The following is a 16,230-nucleotide window of genomic DNA, read 5'->3' on the forward strand; positions in this document are numbered from 1 at the left end:
GCCGCCCCGGCCTCCCGAACCACCCTCCCCTGAACCGAAGGACGGGACCCCTCCCATGACCGACACCATCACGGAATCCGGCACCGGCACCGGCACCGAGCAGGCCACCGCGGCCGCGTCGGGAGCCGCCGCCACCGAACGGTTCCGGATCCGCGAGCGGGCGGACGGCACCGCCGCCGACACCGCGCGCGTGAACACCCTCGTCTCCGAACTCCTCGCCGCCGCCCACGACATCATCCGCCGCCACCAGGTCACCTATGCCGAGTACGACGCACTGAAGGCGTGGCTGATCCGGGTCGGCGAGGACGGCGAATGGCCGCTCTTCCTCGACGTGTGGCTGGAGCACGTCGTCGAGGAGGTGGCGCACGAGGACCGGCAGGGCAGCAAGGGCACCATCGAAGGCCCCTACTACGTGCCCGGCTCCCCGTCGCTGCCCGCCGAGGCGACGCTCCCGATGCGCGACGGCGAACAAGGCACCCCCCTGACCTTTCGGGGGCAGGTGACGGACGTCGCAGGGAAGCCGCTGCCCGGCGCCTCGGTGGAGATCTGGCAGGCGGACGCCGACGGCTACTACTCGCAGTTCGCGCCGGGGCTGCCGGAGTGGAACCTGCGGGGCACCGTGACCGCCGACGACGAGGGCCGCTTCCGGATAGGCACCGTCGAGCCCGCGCCGTACCGCATCCCCACCGACGGCTCCTGCGGACGGCTCATCGAGGCCGCGGGCTGGCACGCCTGGCGCCCCGCGCACCTCCATCTGAAGGTGTCGGCGCCCGGCCACCGGCTGATCACCACCCAGCTCTACTTCCGTGGCGGCGAACACGTCGGCGACGACATCGCGTCCGCCGTCAAACCGGAACTGGTGCTGGACCCGGTCCCGGCGGGCGACGGCGAAGGCCGCACGGTCACCTACGACTTCGTGCTCGACGGGGAGTGACGGCGGTGCTGTTCGCGGTACGGATGGACGTGACGATCCCGCCCGGTCTCGACCCCGGGGTCCGCGCGGATCTGGTGGCCCGGGAGAAGGAGTACTGCCGGGAGCTCCAGCGGTCGGGCATCTGGGTGCACATCTGGCGCTGCGCCGGGCAGTACGCCAACATCAGCATCTTCGACGCAGCCGACAACGAGGCCCTGCACCGGATCCTGTGGGAGCTGCCGCTCTTCCCCTATCTGGACATCGAGATCACCCCGCTGGCACAGCATCCGTCCGATCTGGCGGCGGGCTGATGGACAAGACCGTGGGTTCGGCCGCGGAAGCGGTCGCCGACGTGCCGGACGGTGCGTCACTGGCGGTCGGCGGATTCGGCCTCAGCGGGGTGCCGCAGGCACTGATCTCGGCCCTGTACGAGCGGGGCACCGGCGGCCTGCACGTGGTCTCCAACAACTGCGGGGCGCTGGACAGCGGACTGGCGGTACTGCTGGCGGCCGGGCGGATCGCCCGGGTCACCGGCTCCTACATCGGCGCCAACAAGGAGTTCGCCCGGCAGTACCTCGCCGGTGAGCTGGAGGTCGAGCTGATCCCGCAGGGCACCCTCGCGGAGCGGCTGCGGGCGGGCGGCACCGGAATCCCCGCCTTCTACACCCCCGCCGGGGTCGGCACCCAGATCGCGGACGGCGGGCTGCCCTGGCGGTACGACGGCTCCGGCGGGGTGGCCGTGGCCTCGCCCCCGAAGGAGACCCGCACCTTCGACGGCACCGACTACGTCCTGGAGCGCGCCGTCCGCACCGACTTCGCCCTGGTACGGGCGGCGCGCGGGGACCGTCACGGCAATCTGGTCTTCGCGAAGTCGGCGCGGAACTTCAACCCCCTGGCGGCGATGGCCGGCCGGATCACGGTCGCCGAGGTCGAGGAGCTGGTGGAGCCCGGCGCCCTGGACCCGGACTCCGTACAGCTGCCCGGGGTCTTCGTCCAGCGGATCGTCGCACTGACCCCCGGTCAGGCGGCCGACAAAAGGATCGAACGGCGGACGGTGAGCGACTGATGGCCTGGACCCGGCCGGAGACGGCCGCACGGGCCGCGCGCGAACTGCGCGACGGCCAGTACGTCAACCTCGGCATCGGACTGCCGACGCTGATCCCCAACCACCTCCCGGACGGGGTGGAGGTGGTCCTCCAGAGCGAGAACGGCATTCTGGGCACCGGCCCCTACCCCGCCCCCGACCAGGTCGACCCCGATCTGATCAACGCCGGGAAGGAGACCGTCACCGTACTGCCGGGGGCGTCCTTCTTCGACTCGTCCCTGTCGTTCGGGATGATCCGCGGCGGGCACGTCGACGTCGCCGTCCTGGGCGCGATGCAGGTGTCCGCGCGGGGCGACCTCGCCAACTGGGCCGTCCCCGGCAAGCTGGTCACCGGCATCGGCGGCGCGATGGACCTGGTCCACGGCGCCCGCAGGGTCGTCGTGGTGATGACCCACACCGCCAAGGACGGCTCCCCGAAGATCCGTGAGCGGTGCACGCTGCCGCTGACCGGACGGGCGTGCGTCGACCGGATCATCACCGATCTCGGGGTCCTGGACATCACCGAGGAGGGGCTGGTGCTGGTGGAGACCGCGCCCGGGGTGACCGCGGCCGAGGTCGCGGACCGGACGGGCGCGCCGCTGACCCTGGCGGACGGCGGCGGAGCCCGTACCACCGCGCCGCGCGGCGCGGACGGGGGGCGGGTGCGATGAGGGACGTGTACGTCGTGGACGCCGTCCGCACCCCGGTCGGGAAGTACAACGGCGCGCTCGCCGCCGTCCGCCCCGACGATCTGGCCGCGCACGTCCTGCGGGAGCTGCTCGCCCGGACGCCCGCTCTCGACCCGGCGCGGATCGACGACGTCGTCCTCGGCAACGCCAACGGCGCGGGCGAGGAGAACCGCAACGTCGCCCGGATGGCCGTCCTCCTCGCCGGGCTGCCGACGTCCGTCCCGGGCGTCACCGTCAACCGGCTGTGCGCCTCCGGTCTGGAGGCCGTCGTCCAGGGGGCGCGCGCCATCGCCTGCGGGGACGCGTCCGTGGTCCTGGCGGGCGGGGTCGAGTCCATGACCCGGGCGCCGTGGGTGCTGCCCAAGAGCGACCGGCCGTTCCCGGCGGGCCACACCGAGCTGCACTCGACCACCCTCGGCTGGCGCATGGTCAATCCGGGCCTCGACCCGCGGTGGACGGTACCCCTCGGGGAGTCCGCCGAGCTGATTGCCGAGCGGTACGGCATCGGCCGCGCCGAACAGGACGCGTTCGCCCTCGACAGCCACCGCAAGGCCGCGCGGGCCCGGGCGGCCGGACTGTTCGACGCCGAAATCGTCCCGGTGCCGGTGCCGGGCCGCCGGGGCGAGGGGCGCACCGTGACCGAGGACGAGTCCGTACGGCCGGACGCCTCCGCCGAGGCCCTGGCCGCGCTCCGGCCGGTGTTCCGGACCGGCGGCGACGGCACGGTCACCGCGGGGAACGCCTCACCGCTCAACGACGGGGCGGCGGCGCTGCTCCTCACCGACGAGGAGGGTCTGCGGAGCACCGGCCGCGAACCGCTCGCCCGGATCGCCGCCCGCGGTGTCTCCGGGATCGACCCCGACTACTTCGGGCTCGGCCCGGTCGAGGCCGTCGACCGGGCCCTCGGCCGGGCGGGCCGGACCTTCCCCGATGTGGACGTACTGGAGCTGAACGAGGCGTTCGCGGCGCAGGTCCTCGGCTGTCTGGCGGCCTGGCCGGAGGCCGATCCGGCGGTGCTCAACCCCCAGGGGGGCGCCGTCGCGCTGGGCCATCCGCTCGGCGCGTCCGGGGCCCGGCTCGCCGGGACCGTCGCCCATCAGCTCGCCCGCAGGGGCTCCGGCGTCGGGGTCGCGACCCTGTGCGTCGGCGTCGGCCAGGGGCTGGCACTCGTCCTGGAGCGCTGAACCGGGGTCCCGGACCGGTGCCGGGCCGTGGCCCCCGTGTGTACGAGAGAACCTCGTCCACAGCCCCGCGGCCGGGCCGGGGGAAGCCGCCGGGCCCACCCCCGTACCGCCGCACCCCCCGTCCCGACCACCCCGCAGGAGCACCGTGCTGCACCACCACCTCAGCGGTCCCGCCGATGCGCCGCCGCTGGTCCTCGGCCCGTCCCTCGGCACCTCCACCGCGGTCTGGGCCGCCGCACTGCCCGAACTGAGCCGCCGGTTCCGGGTGCTCCGGTACGACCTGCCCGGCCACGGCGGCTCCCCGGCGGGGCTGCTGCCCTCCCCCGAACCCGGCCGGACCACGGTCGCCGACCTCACCGACCTGGTACTCGACCTCGCCGACCACCACGGCTGGGACCGGTTCCACTACGCGGGGATCTCTCTCGGCGGGGCCGTCGGCGCCCGGCTCGCGGCCCACCGGCCGGAGCGGATCGCCTCCCTGGCCCTGGTCTGCTCGTCCGCGCACTTCGGACCCCCGGAGCCGTGGCACGAACGCGCCGCACTGGTCCGTACCGAAGGCACCGCTCCCCTGCTGACGACCGCCCCCGGCCGCTGGTTCGCCTCCCCCGACACCACCGTCACCGCCGGCACCCCCTTCGCCCGGCGGCTGCTGGCCGATCTCGCCGCGGCCGATCCGACCGGATACGCGGCCTGCTGCGACGCCCTCGCCGGTTACGACCTCCGGTCCGAGCTGCACCGGATCACCGCCCCCGCGCTCGTCGTCGGCGGCTCCCGGGACACCGCCACCCCGCCCGCACACGCCCGGGAACTCGCCGCGGGCATCGCGAGCAGCCGACTCCTGCTCCTCGACTGCGGCCATCTCGCGGCCGAACGCCCCCGGGAGCTGGCGGCCGCCCTCCTCCCCCACGCGTCCGTCGAGCCCGCGGCCCGGGACCGGAAGCGGAACCCGGGTTCCGCCGGTGGGGCGGGCCGTTCTACCCTGCGCTGACGGACGACCGGCACACCCGTTCGGAGGTTGCTGTGCCCGCAGGTGACACCACGCTCCGCCCCGAGATCGCCCACTCCTGGTGGCGCTCCGAGCGGAGCGGACTGACGCCCGCAGCGCCCCAGCCCCGGGTGGAGCCCGACGCCGTGGACCGGCGCGGCAGACTGCGCACGGCCGCCGGACCGGTCCTGGCCGAGCTGGCCCGGCAGCTCGGCGAGACGGACTTCTGCGTCGTGCTCGCCGACCGGGCGGCACGCATCACGGAACTGTCCGGCGGCGGCCGCGCCCTCCGCGACCGCCTGGAGTCCCTGGGCGTGGTGTCGGGCGGGGTGTTCCTGGAGGAGACGACCGGCACCAACTCGCTGGCGACCGCGTACGAGCTGCGCCGGGGCGTCGCCGTCCACGGCGAGGAACACTATCTGGAGCCGTTCAAACGGTTCAGCTGCTACGGCCATCCGATCACCCACCCGGTGACCCGCCGCCTCGTCGGCGTCCTGGACATCACCTGCCCCAGCGCGGCCGGCTCCCCGCTGCTGGCCCCGCTCGTCGCCCGCGCCGCCCGGGACGTCGAAGAGGGGCTGCTGCGCACCGAGCGCGCCGCCGAACGCCGCATGCTGGCCGCCTTCCGGGCGGCGACCGCCGGACGGCAGCGGCCGGTCCTGGTGCTGGGCGACGGGGTGGTGCTGGCCGGCCCGGCGGCCGTGGCGCTCCTCGACCCCGTCGACCATCTGACGCTGCGCGAACTGGCCGCCGGTTCCGGGGGCGGCGAGGGCACGCTGTCCGCCGTCACGCTCGCATCGGGCCGTACGGTCTCCGTGCGGTGGCGTCCCGTCGAAGGCTCGGACGGTGTCCTCTTCGAGCTCGCGGAGCTTCCGGAGACCGGTGCTCCGGCCCGGCGGCCCGGCGCCCCGGTGCCGGGCAGCGCCGTGTACATCGGCGGCGCGCCGGGAACGGGGCGGACCACGGCGGCCCGGGCCCTGGCGGACGCGGCAGGCGTTGCCGTACGGACCCTGGACGCGTCGGAAGCGCTGGTACGGGGCGACGCCGACTGGCTGGCCCGGCTGGAGCGGGCGGCCGCCGACCGCCCCGGGCTGCTGCTCGTCGAGGACGCCCATCTGCTCTCCGAGACCTGCGCGGTACGGCTGCACCGGATCATGGCACGGCGCTCGGGACCGTGGACGGTCCTGACCGGCGCCCCGCTCGCCGGGCTCACCGGCGCGCACGCGGTCCTGGCCGCCGACTGCCCCGTCCAAGTCGAGCTGCCCGCGCTGCGGGAGCGCACCGCGGAGCTGCCGGGGCTGGTCAGGACCATGATCGACGGTCTGGGCCTGGGCGGCCGGCTGCACTTCACGCCCGCCGCGCTGGCCGCCCTGGGCGCCCAGCCGTTCCCCGGTGAGCTGCGGGAACTCCACGCGGTCGTCCGGGACGTCGCGGCCCGGCGGTCCGCGGGCGGGGTCACGGTCCAGGATCTGCCCGAGCGGTACCGGTTCGGTCCTGGCAGCCCCGCGATGACCCCGCTGGAGCGGGCCGAGCACGAGACGATCACCGCCGCCCTGCTGGACTGCGGCGGCAACAAGCTGCGGGCCGCGCGGCAGCTGGGCATCAGCCGGACCACCCTCTACAGCCGGATGCGCGCGCTCCGGATCACCGGCTGAACGCTCGGCAGGGGCGGACCGGAAGCGTCCGGACCCACCGGGCCGGGCACCCAGGGGGCCCGAGACAGCCGGGCAGGAAGTGTCCAGAAATCGAACAGTCCCCGCCCCCGCGGCGGCCCTACGGTGCCGGAACACCCCCTGGCAAAGGAGCCGGGCCGTCGACGCGCACCCCCGTGCCCCCGTCCGGCTCCGCCGGGTCCCACGACCGAGGAGTCCCGCGATGAACCTGCGTTACGGCACCTTCTACATCGGCGGCGCATGGGTCGACCCCGCCACGGACCGCACGATCACCCCCGTCGACGCGAGCACGGAGCAGCCGCTCGGCGAGGTACCGGAGGGCACCGAAGCGGATATCGACCGTGCGGTCGCCGCGGCCCGTACCGCCTTCGACGCCCCGGCGGGCTGGGCGTCCTGGGAGCCCGCCCGGCGGGCCGAGGCGATGGACCGGCTCGCGGACGCGATCGACCGGCGGGCCGACGAGTTCGTGACCCGGGTCAGCGCCCAGAACGGTATGCCGGTGTCCGTCGCCCGCCAGTTGGAGACCGGCTATCCGAGCGCGATCCTGCGCTACTACGCGGGGCTGGCCCGCGGTCTGTCGACGGCGGAGATCAGGCCCGGCCTGTTCGGCGGCGATATCGAGGTCCGGCGGGAACCGGTGGGGGTCGTTGCGGCGATCGTGCCCTGGAACTTCCCCCAGGCCCTGGCCATGTTCAAGATCGCCCCCGCGCTGGCGACCGGCTGCACGCTGGTCGTGAAGCCGTCCCCGGAGACCGTACTCGACGCCTATCTGCTGGCGGAGGCCGTCGAGGAGGCGGGCCTGCCCGCGGGAGTGGTCAACATCGTGCCGGGCGGCCGGGACGCCGGGGCTCATCTGGTGGCCCATCCCGCGGTCGACAAGGTGGCCTTCACCGGCTCCACCGCCGCGGGCCGCGCCATCGCGGAGACCTGCGGCAGGCTGCTGCGCCCGGTCACCCTGGAACTCGGCGGCAAATCGGCGGCGATCGTCCTCGACGACGCCGATCTGGACCTGGCGGAGATCGGCGAGGGGCTGTTCGGCGCCACGCTCCTCAACAACGGGCAGACCTGTTTCCTCGGCACCCGGATCCTGGCCCCGCGCAGCCGCTACGCCGAGGTGGTCGACGCGTTCACCGCGTTCGCCGGATCGCTCACCGTGGGCGCGGCGAGCGACCCGGCGACGCAGATCGGTCCGATGGCCACCGCGCGGCAGCGCGAGCGGGTGGAGTCGTACATCGCGAAGGGGATCGGTGAGGGCGCCCGGCTGACGACGGGCGGTGGCCGGCCGGAGGGTCTGGAGCGGGGCTGGTTCGTCCGGCCGACCGTCTTCGCCGACGTCGACAACTCCTCCGCCATCGCCCAGGAGGAGATCTTCGGGCCGGTGCTCTCGATCATCGCGTACGAGGACGACGACGACGCCGTCCGGATCGCCGACGACTCCGACTTCGGGCTCGGCGGCACCGTGTGGACCGCCGATCCGGAGCGCGGTGCGGCCGTCGCCCGCCGGGTCCGTACCGGAACCATCGGCGTCAACCGCTATATACCGGACCCCGCGGCCCCGTTCGGCGGTGTCAAGGCCAGCGGCCTCGGACGCGAGCTGGGCCCCGAGGGCCTGACGGCGTACCAGCGGTTCCAGACGATCTACCGCTAGGTCCTGTCCGGGCGAGCGGCGGCGCCCCCGTCGTACCAGGAGCCCGCGAGGACCTCGGTGGTGAAACCGGGGCCGAAGGCGAGGATCAGGCCCCGGGAGCCGTGCTCAGGGGAGCCGTTGTCGTGGTGGCGCCGGAGGACGTCGAAGACGGAGACGCTGGAGGTGTTCCCCACCCGGGCCATGCTCTCCCGGCTGTGCCGCAGGGTGCCGGGGGGCAGTTCCAGCCCCGCTTCGACGCCGTCCATGATGACCGGCCCGCCCGTATGGGAGACGCAGAAGCCCAGGTCGGACGGGGTCCAGCCGAGTTCGGCGAGGAAGGCCGCGATCTCGGGCACCACCCGGGGGACCGTGGAGCGGACCCTCGGGTCGGTGCGGAAGTGGAAGCCGTGCTCCGAGGTGCTGCCCGCGATCACCGACTGGGTGGCGGGGAGCAGATGCTGCCGTACGGCGCGGATCCGGAAGCCCGTGGTCCCCGGGGACGCGCGGCGCAGTACGGCGGCGGCCGCGCCGTCGCCGAAGACGCCGTTGGAGATGAAGTCGCTGAGGGAGTGCTGTTCGGGCTGGAAGGAGAGGGAGCTGATCTCCGCGGCGACGACGAGGACCGTCGCTTCGGGGTACCCCTGGAGGAAGTGGAAGGCCTCCGCGAGCGCGGAGGCCCCGGCGGCGCAGCCCAACTGCTGGATGGGGGTGCGCCGTACCGTCGGCCGGCAGCCGATCTCCTGGGCGATCCAGGCGTCGGGGCCCGGCAGGGCGTAGCCGGTGCAGGAGACGAAGACGAAGGCGTCGACATCGGCGGCGTCGGCACCGGCGTACTCCAGTGCCTGCTGCGCGGCCGCGGCACCGAGCCGGACGGCCTCCGTGCGGTAGTGGGCGTTGCGCCGGCCGAAGGAGCGGGGTGCCAGCATGGCGGGGAGTCCGGCGACCAGGCTGCGGGTCCGCACGGTGGTGCTGCGCATCAGGTCGAGTCCGCGCTCGACGTGGGGTATCCGGGCGAAGTGGTCGCCGAGGGCGCTGATGATCTCCTCCTGGGTCACCACGTGCTCGGGGAGGACGACCGCGGGGCGGTGGACGGCGACGTGGGTCCGGGGTTGGCGCGCAGGTGTGATCGTCACGGCTGCTTCCTTCGGGTGGGGGGAGTGCGCGGGACACATGAGGTGTGTGTGGGGGGTCCGTGCGTGAGGAAGCATGCGGCGCCGGATATCGCACGGCAAGATCGTCTTTCGGACAGCGCGGCCGGTCCGCCGGAGTACGCGGCCGGGGGCGGGTGCGGGTGCTCCGCGGTGGGGCCGGGCCGGGTGCGGGCGGCCGGTGGTGGGGCCGGGCCGGGTGGCCCGGGAGGGCCGCTCGGGCGGAGCAGGTTCCGGGCGGAGCGCAACGAGCCTCCCCCGCAGAGAACTTCATATCCTTGTCATCAGCTGGGATGATCTTCACGGCCGGGTGGAACGCGGTCGGCACCAGAGACGGACCGCCCGGGACCGGCGTGGTCCACGGAGCCCCGGAGGACGTGTGCAGGACACCACCCCGGGCGGCCCGGACGCCGCCCCCGCAGTGTTGAGCCCCCTGGCCGCCGGGCCGCTGCCGCCCCCTCCGGGGTTCGCGGACGGGCCGGTGTATCTCGACTTCAACGCCACCACCCCGGTGGACCCCCGGGTCGCGGAGGCGATGCTGCCGTATCTCACCGGCCACTTCGGGAATCCGTCCAGCGGTCATCCGTATGCGGAGGCGCCCCGGCGGGCACTGGCCGGGGCCCGGGCGCTGGTCGCCGGACTGATCGGCGCCCGCCCCGGCGAGGTGGTGTTCACCGGGTCCGGTTCGGAGGCCGATCTGCTGGCCCTGCGCGGTGCGGTCCTGGCCTCCGGCCGGCCGCGTCCGCATATCGTCACGCAGGCCACGGAGCATCCCGCGGTGCTGGAGACCTGCCGGGCGCTGGAGCGGCTGCACGGCGCGCGGGTGACGGTGCTGCCGGTCGACGGCCGGGGTCTCGTCGATCCGGCCGTGCTGGCCGCCGCGCTCACCGACGACACGGCCCTGGTGTCCGTGATGGCGGCCAACAACGAGACCGGCGCGCTCCAGCCGGTCGCCGCGCTCGCCGCGGCGGCGCATGCGCGCGGGGCGCTGTTCCACTGCGACGCGGCCCAGGCGGTGGGGAAGGTCCCGGTCGACGTCGGTGCGCTGGGGGTGGATCTGCTGACCGTGGTGGGGCACAAGATGTACGCGCCGAAGGGGTCGGCCGCCCTGTACGTCCGCGACGGGGTGGCGCTGGAGCCCGTTGTGTACGGGGGTGCCCAGGAACGCGGACTGCGCGCCGGTACGGAGAACGTGGCCCTGGCCGTCGCCCTCGGCGCCGCCGCGGAGATCGCGGCCGGGGAGCTGGCCGGGGGCGGCCCGGACCGGACCACGGCCCTGCGCGACCGGCTGCACGACCGGCTGGCGGCGGAGCTGTCGGGCCGGGTCCGGCTCAACGGACCGGAGCGGGAACGGCTGCCGAACACGCTGAACATCAGTGTCGAGGGGGCGCTCGGCCATGAACTCCTCGCCGCGGCGGGCGGGATCGCCGCATCGACCGGCTCGGCCTGCCACAGCGGCACCCGTTCCCCCTCCCCCACGCTGACCGCCATGGGGTTCGCGCCCGCCCGGGCCCTGGGGGCGCTGCGGCTGTCCCTGGGCCGCTGGACCACGGCGGAGGACGTCGAGACGGCCGCGGCGGCCCTGACGGCTGCCGCCCGGCGGACGGGGCAGGACGGGCTGCAGGACTGAACGGAATTGCCGGGCCGGGCGTTTCCGCGCCCGGCCCGGCAGCTGCGGCAGCCGCCCGATGCTGCTACAGCCCCGCGGGAGTGTCGCAGCCCGCGTCGCGGTGGCTCTGGCGTGCCACCGCGAGCGCCAGGTCCCGTACCGTGTCCCGGGCCGCCGCCGTATCGTCGGTCCGCCCGCCCTCCGGCAGCCGTACGGTCACGCTCAGACTGCGGGCCCCCTCGGGCGACTGGCCCGCGGGGGCGCACGGCACCAGGACCGCCGCGGCGCGCGCGGACGCCCGGCCGCTGTCGCCCGGTCCGAAGGGGCGGGTCTCGCCGTCCGGGTAGTCCCGTCCCCGTACGGAGTCGAACCAGCCGGCCACGGGTTCGGTGGCCAGCATCTCGGTGTCCGCGACGAAGAGGACCTTCTTGTCGTCGCCGCGGATCCGGCAGGCGGTGGCGTACCCGTCCGCCTTCTGCACCCGGCGTTCGGCGGTCTCGGCGTCGACCGTGTACGAACCGGCGGTGGGCAGCACCGTGTTCAGTGCCTTCGCGGCCGCCTCGGCGGGCCCGAGCTGCGAGCAGAGCCGGCCCGCCGTGATCTCGGCGTCGTCGTCGCCGGGCCCGGGTGCGACGAGGGCGAAGTACACGGTGCCCGCCGCGACCAGGGAGGCCGCGGTCACTCCGGTGATGAAAAGGTTCTTCCTGCGCATGCCCGTCACTTCTCCGAGTCCAGGGTCCGGGGGATGGCCTCACCGTCGATGTGGTTCTTCACGTTCGTCGTCGCGTGGTCGAAACCCCGCTCCGCGGCGGAGGCGATGGTCCGCTCCAGGGCGGGGTTCGGCGCCTTCGCGGCCTCGCCCGCGGCGGCGGCCTCGCGCTCCAGCAGCCGGTAGGTGTCGTCGTGGGTGGAGTCCCACTTCGTCCCGTTCCGGTAGAGCACGTCGTCCGTGCTGTCCTTCTTCATGCCGTCGGTGATGGAGCCGATCGCCGCCTCGGCGAAGGTGCCCGCGAGTTCGCCCGCGACGATGGCGCCGGGACCTGCGGTCGGCGCCACCAGCAGACCGATACCGGTACCGGCGAGCGCACCGCCCCAGGTCCCGGCGGCGTCCAGGGCGCCGTTGTACTTGGCGTCGTGCGCGGCGCCCTGCACTTCGGCCTCGTAGGCCCGGCCGCCGCCCAGGATGCCCTGCACCTCGCCCATGGCCTCCGCGGCCCGCATCGACGCCGTGACCCCCTTGTCGTCCTTGATGAAGGCGTCCGGGTTGGCGGCATGGTATTCGAGGAGGTTCGAGGTGTAGTTGTGCTGGCCCAGGGTGACCGCGGCATAGCCCTCGGGGTTGCGGCCCAGGGTGTACAGGAAGCGGGTCGCATCGCCCTGGTCGATGTCGGCGGTCGCGCCGGGCGCGATGAAGACGTCCGCCTCACCCTTCTCACCGGCGCTGAAGGCCCGGTTGATATCGGGCATGTACTCGGCGGTCATCTGGCCGAAGCTGTCCGACATATAGCCGTTCTTGAGGAGCCGGTCGGGGTTGTCCGACACGGATTCCACGACGTTCTTGTAGAGCGACGCCTGCTCGGGCGAGTGGGCCACGGTCTCCGAGGTCGGCAGCTCGCCCGCCGGGTGCCCGGTCGTCGCCGCTTCCAGGGCCGCGGCGAGGTAGTTCTTGCCCGAGATGCTCTGCTCGCCCTCGGAGTCCTCTTCCTGCATCCAGTCCCGCTCCTCGAAGAGGTACTGGAAGTTGCTGAGGTCGACATGGCCCTTCTTGCCGTCGTCGTCCGTATCCCGCTTGAACGGATTGCCCTCGGCGTCCTTGTCGATGAACTCGGCGTTGAAGAACGCCGTCGCCGCGTCGGGGCTGTTGGAGAGGGCCTTCATATAGCCGGTCATCGGGTCGAAGCCGAAGTCCGTGCCCGTGGCGTTCAGATGCGGCCAGAGACCGCCGCCGTGGTAGCCCCAGATCTGCTCGGGACGCTGCCCGTTGCGGATGCCCTCCTGCTCCCGGGCCAGCATCCCGGTGCCGTAGCTGTTCAGGAAGTCGTCGTCGTAGTCGCCCCACCGCATCAGATTGGACATCACGACATAGCCGGAGAGTCCATTGAGGGCCCCGACCGGCTTGTCGGCCGCCTGGAGCATGTCCGACTTCCAGACCGACATCTCCGGTGAGCCGCTCTGGGTGGCGTTGGCCAGGGTCAGGCTCAGGTTCTTCTGCAGCTCCGCGTACTGGTCGAGCCGTTTTCCGTCGGCCGCGTGGTCGCGGGCGTTCGGGTCGTTGAGCTTCGCCCAGAAGTCGAGGGTGCCCTGCGCGCCGAGCTGCTGGGCGAAGGTCGAGGCGAAGAGGTCGTCGCCGTGGTGTGCCGCGAGCCCGGCGTTGAGCCGGTCGAACTCCTCGGCCGTGAGCTTGCCCGGGTCCTTCTTGGCGAGGGCCGCCAGCTCCTCGGCCTTCTTGACGGCGTTCGCCGCCTGGTCGCGGTCCTGGTACGAGGCGTCCCCGAAGCCCTTGTCGGCCTGGGCGACCAGGGCGCGCAGCACCCGGGAAGCGGTGCTGTCGCTCTCGGTGGCCTTGGCGAGGATGCCCTGGATCCGGTCGCGCACCCCGTCGACGTCGCCCTGCTTCACGTCCTTCCCGGCGTCGCCGTCGGCGGCCCGGACGACGAAGCCCGATCCGTCGGGACGTACCGAGATATTGCGGGCCTGCGCGGTGGATATCGCCTCGTCCAGCTCTCCTTTGAACCCCCGCAGTTCGCCCGCGGTGTCCTTGAGGATGTTCCGGATGGACTCGGCCTGGGTGTGGGCGTCCGCGAACTCTCCGACCGTCTTGCCGATGAACTTCCGGGAGACGTCCGAGTTCACCCCCCGCCAGTCGGCACCGTAGGCGGTGGCCTTGAGGCCCTCGTTGGCGGCCGTGTCCAGGCTCTTCAGATTCTTGACCAGGGTGCTCCAGTCGGTGACCGCGGCGTCGAGCTTGCCGAAGTTGGCATGGAGAAGAGTGTCGAAGTCCACTTACTTGTCGTCCTTCTTCTTCTCGTCGCCGTCGCCGTACGCCTCGTTGCGCTTCCCGGGCGGGCCGACCCGCTCGTCGAATCCGGATGCGAGGGCGGCGATGCTGCTCATCTCGCGCTCGATGAAGACCTCGTCACCGGCGTGGGCGTTCTTGGTGAAGTCCATATGGTTCGAGATATGGGCGCAGGCGTCCATCAGATCCGAGAGGGAGGACATCCACTTGATGCTCACCTGGGTGAGCGCGCCGCCCAGATCGAAGCCCTGGCCGGCGAGATCGGTGCCCGCGGAGTCGGTGGTCTTCTCGGCCACCCGTCCCTCGTTCCACAGCCGGTTGTAGAGCTCGAACGCCTGGTCGCCGACCTTGGCCAGATGCTGCTGGTCGACCTTGAGGTCGCCCTGGCTGTTCGTGGACAGCGTCTTGCCGTCGCCGGGCTCGTCGGGCACCCGGTTCAACTGCATCTGTGTCGACTGCCGCTCGACGGCCGCCGTTTTCAACTGCTCCCACTCGTCCCACGCCATGGCGGGATCCCCTCCCCGTTGGTTGCGCACTGTGCAGCGGACGGGTCCGCGCCACGAACCCCGCCCTGCCGCCCGCGCCCCAGGGCGTCAGGATCCGGCCGGATCGGGGGCTCTCGGCCATCGAGCCCGTCGACGCGGCCCATTCTGCTACGCGCCGTAGGAGTCGATTCTCAGCCGTGTGCAGGAAGTGGGGAGGTTACATGACGACTCCGCCGGATGGCCGGAATGAATCGTACGCGAGACCCGAATACGGGCGTCCGCACGGCTCACCGGCGCCCGGCCGCGGCCTGACGTCCCTACGGCCCGGACCGGACCGTACGGGCGTCAGGCGGCGCCGGACAGGGTCCGGTGCCGCAGTTCCGAACAGGTGTCGCTCAGCAGACGGGAGACGTGCATCTGCGAGATCCCGCACTCCTCGGCGATCCGGCTCTGGGTCATGCCCCGGAAGAAACGGAGATAGAGGATGCGCTGCTCGCGTTCCGGCAGTTCCGCGATCAGCGGGGTGACCGCCACCCGGTCGACCACGGTGTCCAGCTCGGGATCGGGCGCGCCGAGGGTGTCCGCGAGGGTCGACCCCTCACCGGGCGCACCGGGCGCGAGCTCGGCGTCGAGGGAGAGCGCCGCGTAGGCGTGCAGTGCGGAGAGGCCCTCCAGGACGTCCTCCGGGTCCAGACCGGCGCGGGCGGCGATATCGGCGGGGGTCGGTTCCCGGCCGGAGCCTGCGAGGTCCCGGTGGGCCGTACGGACCAGGCCGCGCAGTTCCTGGGTACGGCGCGGGACCCGCAGCAGCCAGGTGTGGTCCCGGAAGTGCCGGCGGACCTCGCCGGTGATCGTCGGGACCGCATAGCTCTCGAAGGCCGGCCCGCGGTCGGGGTCGTATCCGTCCACGGCCTTGACCAGCCCGAGCGCGGCGACCTGGCACAGATCGTCGAGTGGTTCGCCGCGGTTGCGGTAGCGGGCGGCGATCCGGTGGGCCATCGGCAGCCAGTCGCGGACCAGTCCGTCCCGCAGGGCGTCGTGCTCCACCCCGGGGGGCAGGGCGGCGAGCCGCCGGAAGTCGGCCGCGGTGTCGGGGGCGTCGTCGTGAGAGTGCCGTCGGCGGGCCACGCTGATCACCTGTTCCGGGGAAGGGGGATCGTCACATACCACCGGCCGGGGCGGCGCCTGCGCCGCCGTACGGTCGTCGGCGGGGGCGCGGGGCCCTCGGGCCGGGCAGCTGCGCACCTGCCCCGCTTCCACCCTGCCAAACCGGTCGCCGTCCCGCACCCCGTACTCCGTTCGGCCCGTCCGGGGCCTCAGCGCCCGTTCCGCAGCCGGATCCACAGCGGCAGGACGAACCAGCACAGCACGAACCAGAGCGCCATCGGGACGACCAGCCAGACGGCGAGGGGGTTGTGGAGGGCGACGCGCAGGACGAGCAGCAGGGCGGCGGCCATCGTGCAGAGCAGGAGCACCAGGCCGATGACGGTGAGCCGGGAGGCCAGGTCCACCGTTCTCGGCTTCATCCGGTGTCCGGTGAGCATCCGGTGCAGCGCCACCGGTCCGACCAGGGCGCCGGTGGCGGCCGCGCCGAGGAGGACGGTGATCACATAGATGTTCCGGTCGACGGGCCCCAGTTCGGTGAACCGGGGCTGGAAGACCACGGTCAGCAGGAAGCCGAAGAGGATCTGGACGCCCGTCTGGGCGACCCTGACCTCCTGGAGCAGTTCGGCCCAGAGGCGGTCCGCCCGCTCGTCCTCCGATTCGTCCCGTCCTCGTCTGCGGTGGGCGTCTTCCCGTACCGGTTCCGTCATGGG

15 protein-coding genes are annotated in these 16,230 nt (G+C 73.3%); 9 read left to right on the forward strand and 6 right to left on the reverse strand.

The window, feature by feature from the left end:
* Window positions 1-55 precede the first annotated feature (55 nt).
* The 8 genes from catA to B7R87_RS02805 all read left to right on the forward strand — a co-directional run bounded on the left by catA (window position 56) and on the right by B7R87_RS02805 (window position 8,176).
* A complete protein-coding gene (gene catA, locus B7R87_RS02770; RefSeq protein ID WP_006350611.1) occupies window positions 56-934 on the forward strand; it encodes a catechol 1,2-dioxygenase in 879 nt (292 codons plus the stop codon).
* A 5-nt stretch (window positions 935-939) separates the two neighbouring features.
* Complete coding sequence (locus B7R87_RS02775) at window positions 940-1,224, forward strand: muconolactone Delta-isomerase (protein WP_040916924.1); 285 nt, start codon at window positions 940-942, stop codon at window positions 1,222-1,224.
* Complete coding sequence (locus tag B7R87_RS02780) at window positions 1,224-1,979, forward strand: CoA transferase subunit A (RefSeq protein WP_006350609.1); 756 nt, start codon at window positions 1,224-1,226, stop codon at window positions 1,977-1,979. The genes B7R87_RS02775 and B7R87_RS02780 overlap by 1 nt, the downstream gene beginning before the upstream one ends.
* Window positions 1,979-2,668: a CoA transferase subunit B gene (locus tag B7R87_RS02785; RefSeq protein ID WP_006350608.1), complete on the forward strand. Its 690-nt coding sequence runs from the start codon at window positions 1,979-1,981 to the stop codon at window positions 2,666-2,668. The genes B7R87_RS02780 and B7R87_RS02785 overlap by 1 nt, the downstream gene beginning before the upstream one ends.
* Window positions 2,665-3,870: a thiolase family protein gene (locus B7R87_RS02790; RefSeq protein WP_040916922.1), complete on the forward strand. Its 1,206-nt coding sequence runs from the start codon at window positions 2,665-2,667 to the stop codon at window positions 3,868-3,870. The genes B7R87_RS02785 and B7R87_RS02790 overlap by 4 nt, the downstream gene beginning before the upstream one ends.
* Window positions 3,871-4,015: 145 nt before the next feature.
* Complete coding sequence (locus B7R87_RS02795) at window positions 4,016-4,858, forward strand: alpha/beta fold hydrolase (protein ID WP_006350606.1); 843 nt, start codon at window positions 4,016-4,018, stop codon at window positions 4,856-4,858.
* A gap of 32 nt (window positions 4,859-4,890) precedes the next feature.
* Window positions 4,891-6,510, forward strand: a complete 1,620-nt coding sequence (locus tag B7R87_RS02800; protein ID WP_130585326.1) for a sigma-54-dependent Fis family transcriptional regulator — start codon at window positions 4,891-4,893, stop codon at window positions 6,508-6,510.
* A gap of 220 nt (window positions 6,511-6,730) precedes the next feature.
* A complete protein-coding gene (locus B7R87_RS02805) occupies window positions 6,731-8,176 on the forward strand; it encodes an aldehyde dehydrogenase (protein ID WP_006350603.1) in 1,446 nt (481 codons plus the stop codon).
* On the opposite strand, the gene B7R87_RS02810 is transcribed toward B7R87_RS02805, so the two are convergent.
* Window positions 8,173-9,288, reverse strand: a complete 1,116-nt coding sequence (locus B7R87_RS02810; protein WP_006350602.1) for a type III polyketide synthase — start codon at window positions 9,286-9,288, stop codon at window positions 8,173-8,175. The two genes, B7R87_RS02805 and B7R87_RS02810, sit on opposite strands and share 4 nt — an antisense overlap.
* A gap of 394 nt (window positions 9,289-9,682) precedes the next feature.
* Here B7R87_RS02810 and B7R87_RS02815 point away from each other — a divergent pair, with 394 nt between their 5' ends.
* Window positions 9,683-10,933 carry a cysteine desulfurase family protein gene (locus B7R87_RS02815; RefSeq protein WP_233168755.1) on the forward strand — a complete coding sequence of 417 codons (1,251 nt, stop codon included), beginning with the start codon at window positions 9,683-9,685 and terminating at the stop codon, window positions 10,931-10,933.
* A 64-nt stretch (window positions 10,934-10,997) separates the two neighbouring features.
* Here B7R87_RS02815 and B7R87_RS02820 read toward each other — a convergent pair whose 3' ends face one another.
* The 5 genes from B7R87_RS02820 to B7R87_RS02840 all read right to left on the reverse strand — a co-directional run bounded on the left by B7R87_RS02820 (window position 10,998) and on the right by B7R87_RS02840 (window position 16,227).
* On the reverse strand, window positions 10,998-11,624 hold the full coding sequence (locus B7R87_RS02820) for a hypothetical protein (protein WP_006350601.1): 627 nt from the start codon (window positions 11,622-11,624) through the stop codon (window positions 10,998-11,000).
* A 5-nt stretch (window positions 11,625-11,629) separates the two neighbouring features.
* The gene (locus B7R87_RS02825) at window positions 11,630-13,915 is read right to left on the reverse strand and encodes a hypothetical protein (RefSeq protein WP_006350600.1); all 2,286 of its coding nucleotides are present in this window, start codon (window positions 13,913-13,915) and stop codon (window positions 11,630-11,632) included.
* Window positions 13,916-14,434, reverse strand: coding sequence for a hypothetical protein (locus B7R87_RS02830; protein ID WP_006350599.1), 519 nt, complete (start codon window positions 14,432-14,434; stop codon window positions 13,916-13,918).
* 324 nt (window positions 14,435-14,758) lie between these two features.
* A complete protein-coding gene (locus tag B7R87_RS02835) occupies window positions 14,759-15,550 on the reverse strand; it encodes a SigB/SigF/SigG family RNA polymerase sigma factor (RefSeq protein ID WP_006350598.1) in 792 nt (263 codons plus the stop codon).
* A gap of 179 nt (window positions 15,551-15,729) precedes the next feature.
* Window positions 15,730-16,227 (reverse strand): DUF6328 family protein, encoded by a 498-nt coding sequence (locus tag B7R87_RS02840; RefSeq protein ID WP_006350597.1) that lies wholly within the window; start codon window positions 16,225-16,227, stop codon window positions 15,730-15,732.
* Window positions 16,228-16,230 lie beyond the last annotated feature (3 nt).

The sequence above is a fragment of the Streptomyces tsukubensis genome (assembly GCF_003932715.1).
Lineage (GTDB): Bacteria > Actinomycetota > Actinomycetes > Streptomycetales > Streptomycetaceae > Streptomyces > Streptomyces tsukubensis.

What these genes read in the sequence shown, in the direction of transcription:
- catA (WP_006350611.1), top strand. Translation starts at nt 56, where the DNA reads ATGACCGACACCATCACGGAATCCGGCACCGGCACCGGCACCGAGCAG.
- B7R87_RS02780 (WP_006350609.1), top strand. Translation starts at nt 1,224, where the DNA reads ATGGACAAGACCGTGGGTTCGGCCGCGGAAGCGGTCGCCGACGTGCCG.
- B7R87_RS02785 (WP_006350608.1), top strand. Translation starts at nt 1,979, where the DNA reads ATGGCCTGGACCCGGCCGGAGACGGCCGCACGGGCCGCGCGCGAACTG.
- B7R87_RS02790 (WP_040916922.1), top strand. Translation starts at nt 2,665, where the DNA reads ATGAGGGACGTGTACGTCGTGGACGCCGTCCGCACCCCGGTCGGGAAG.
- B7R87_RS02805 (WP_006350603.1), top strand. Translation starts at nt 6,731, where the DNA reads ATGAACCTGCGTTACGGCACCTTCTACATCGGCGGCGCATGGGTCGAC.
- B7R87_RS02820 (WP_006350601.1), bottom strand. Translation starts at nt 11,624, where the DNA reads ATGCGCAGGAAGAACCTTTTCATCACCGGAGTGACCGCGGCCTCCCTG.
- B7R87_RS02830 (WP_006350599.1), bottom strand. Translation starts at nt 14,434, where the DNA reads ATGGCGTGGGACGAGTGGGAGCAGTTGAAAACGGCGGCCGTCGAGCGG.
- B7R87_RS02840 (WP_006350597.1), bottom strand. Translation starts at nt 16,227, where the DNA reads ATGACGGAACCGGTACGGGAAGACGCCCACCGCAGACGAGGACGGGAC.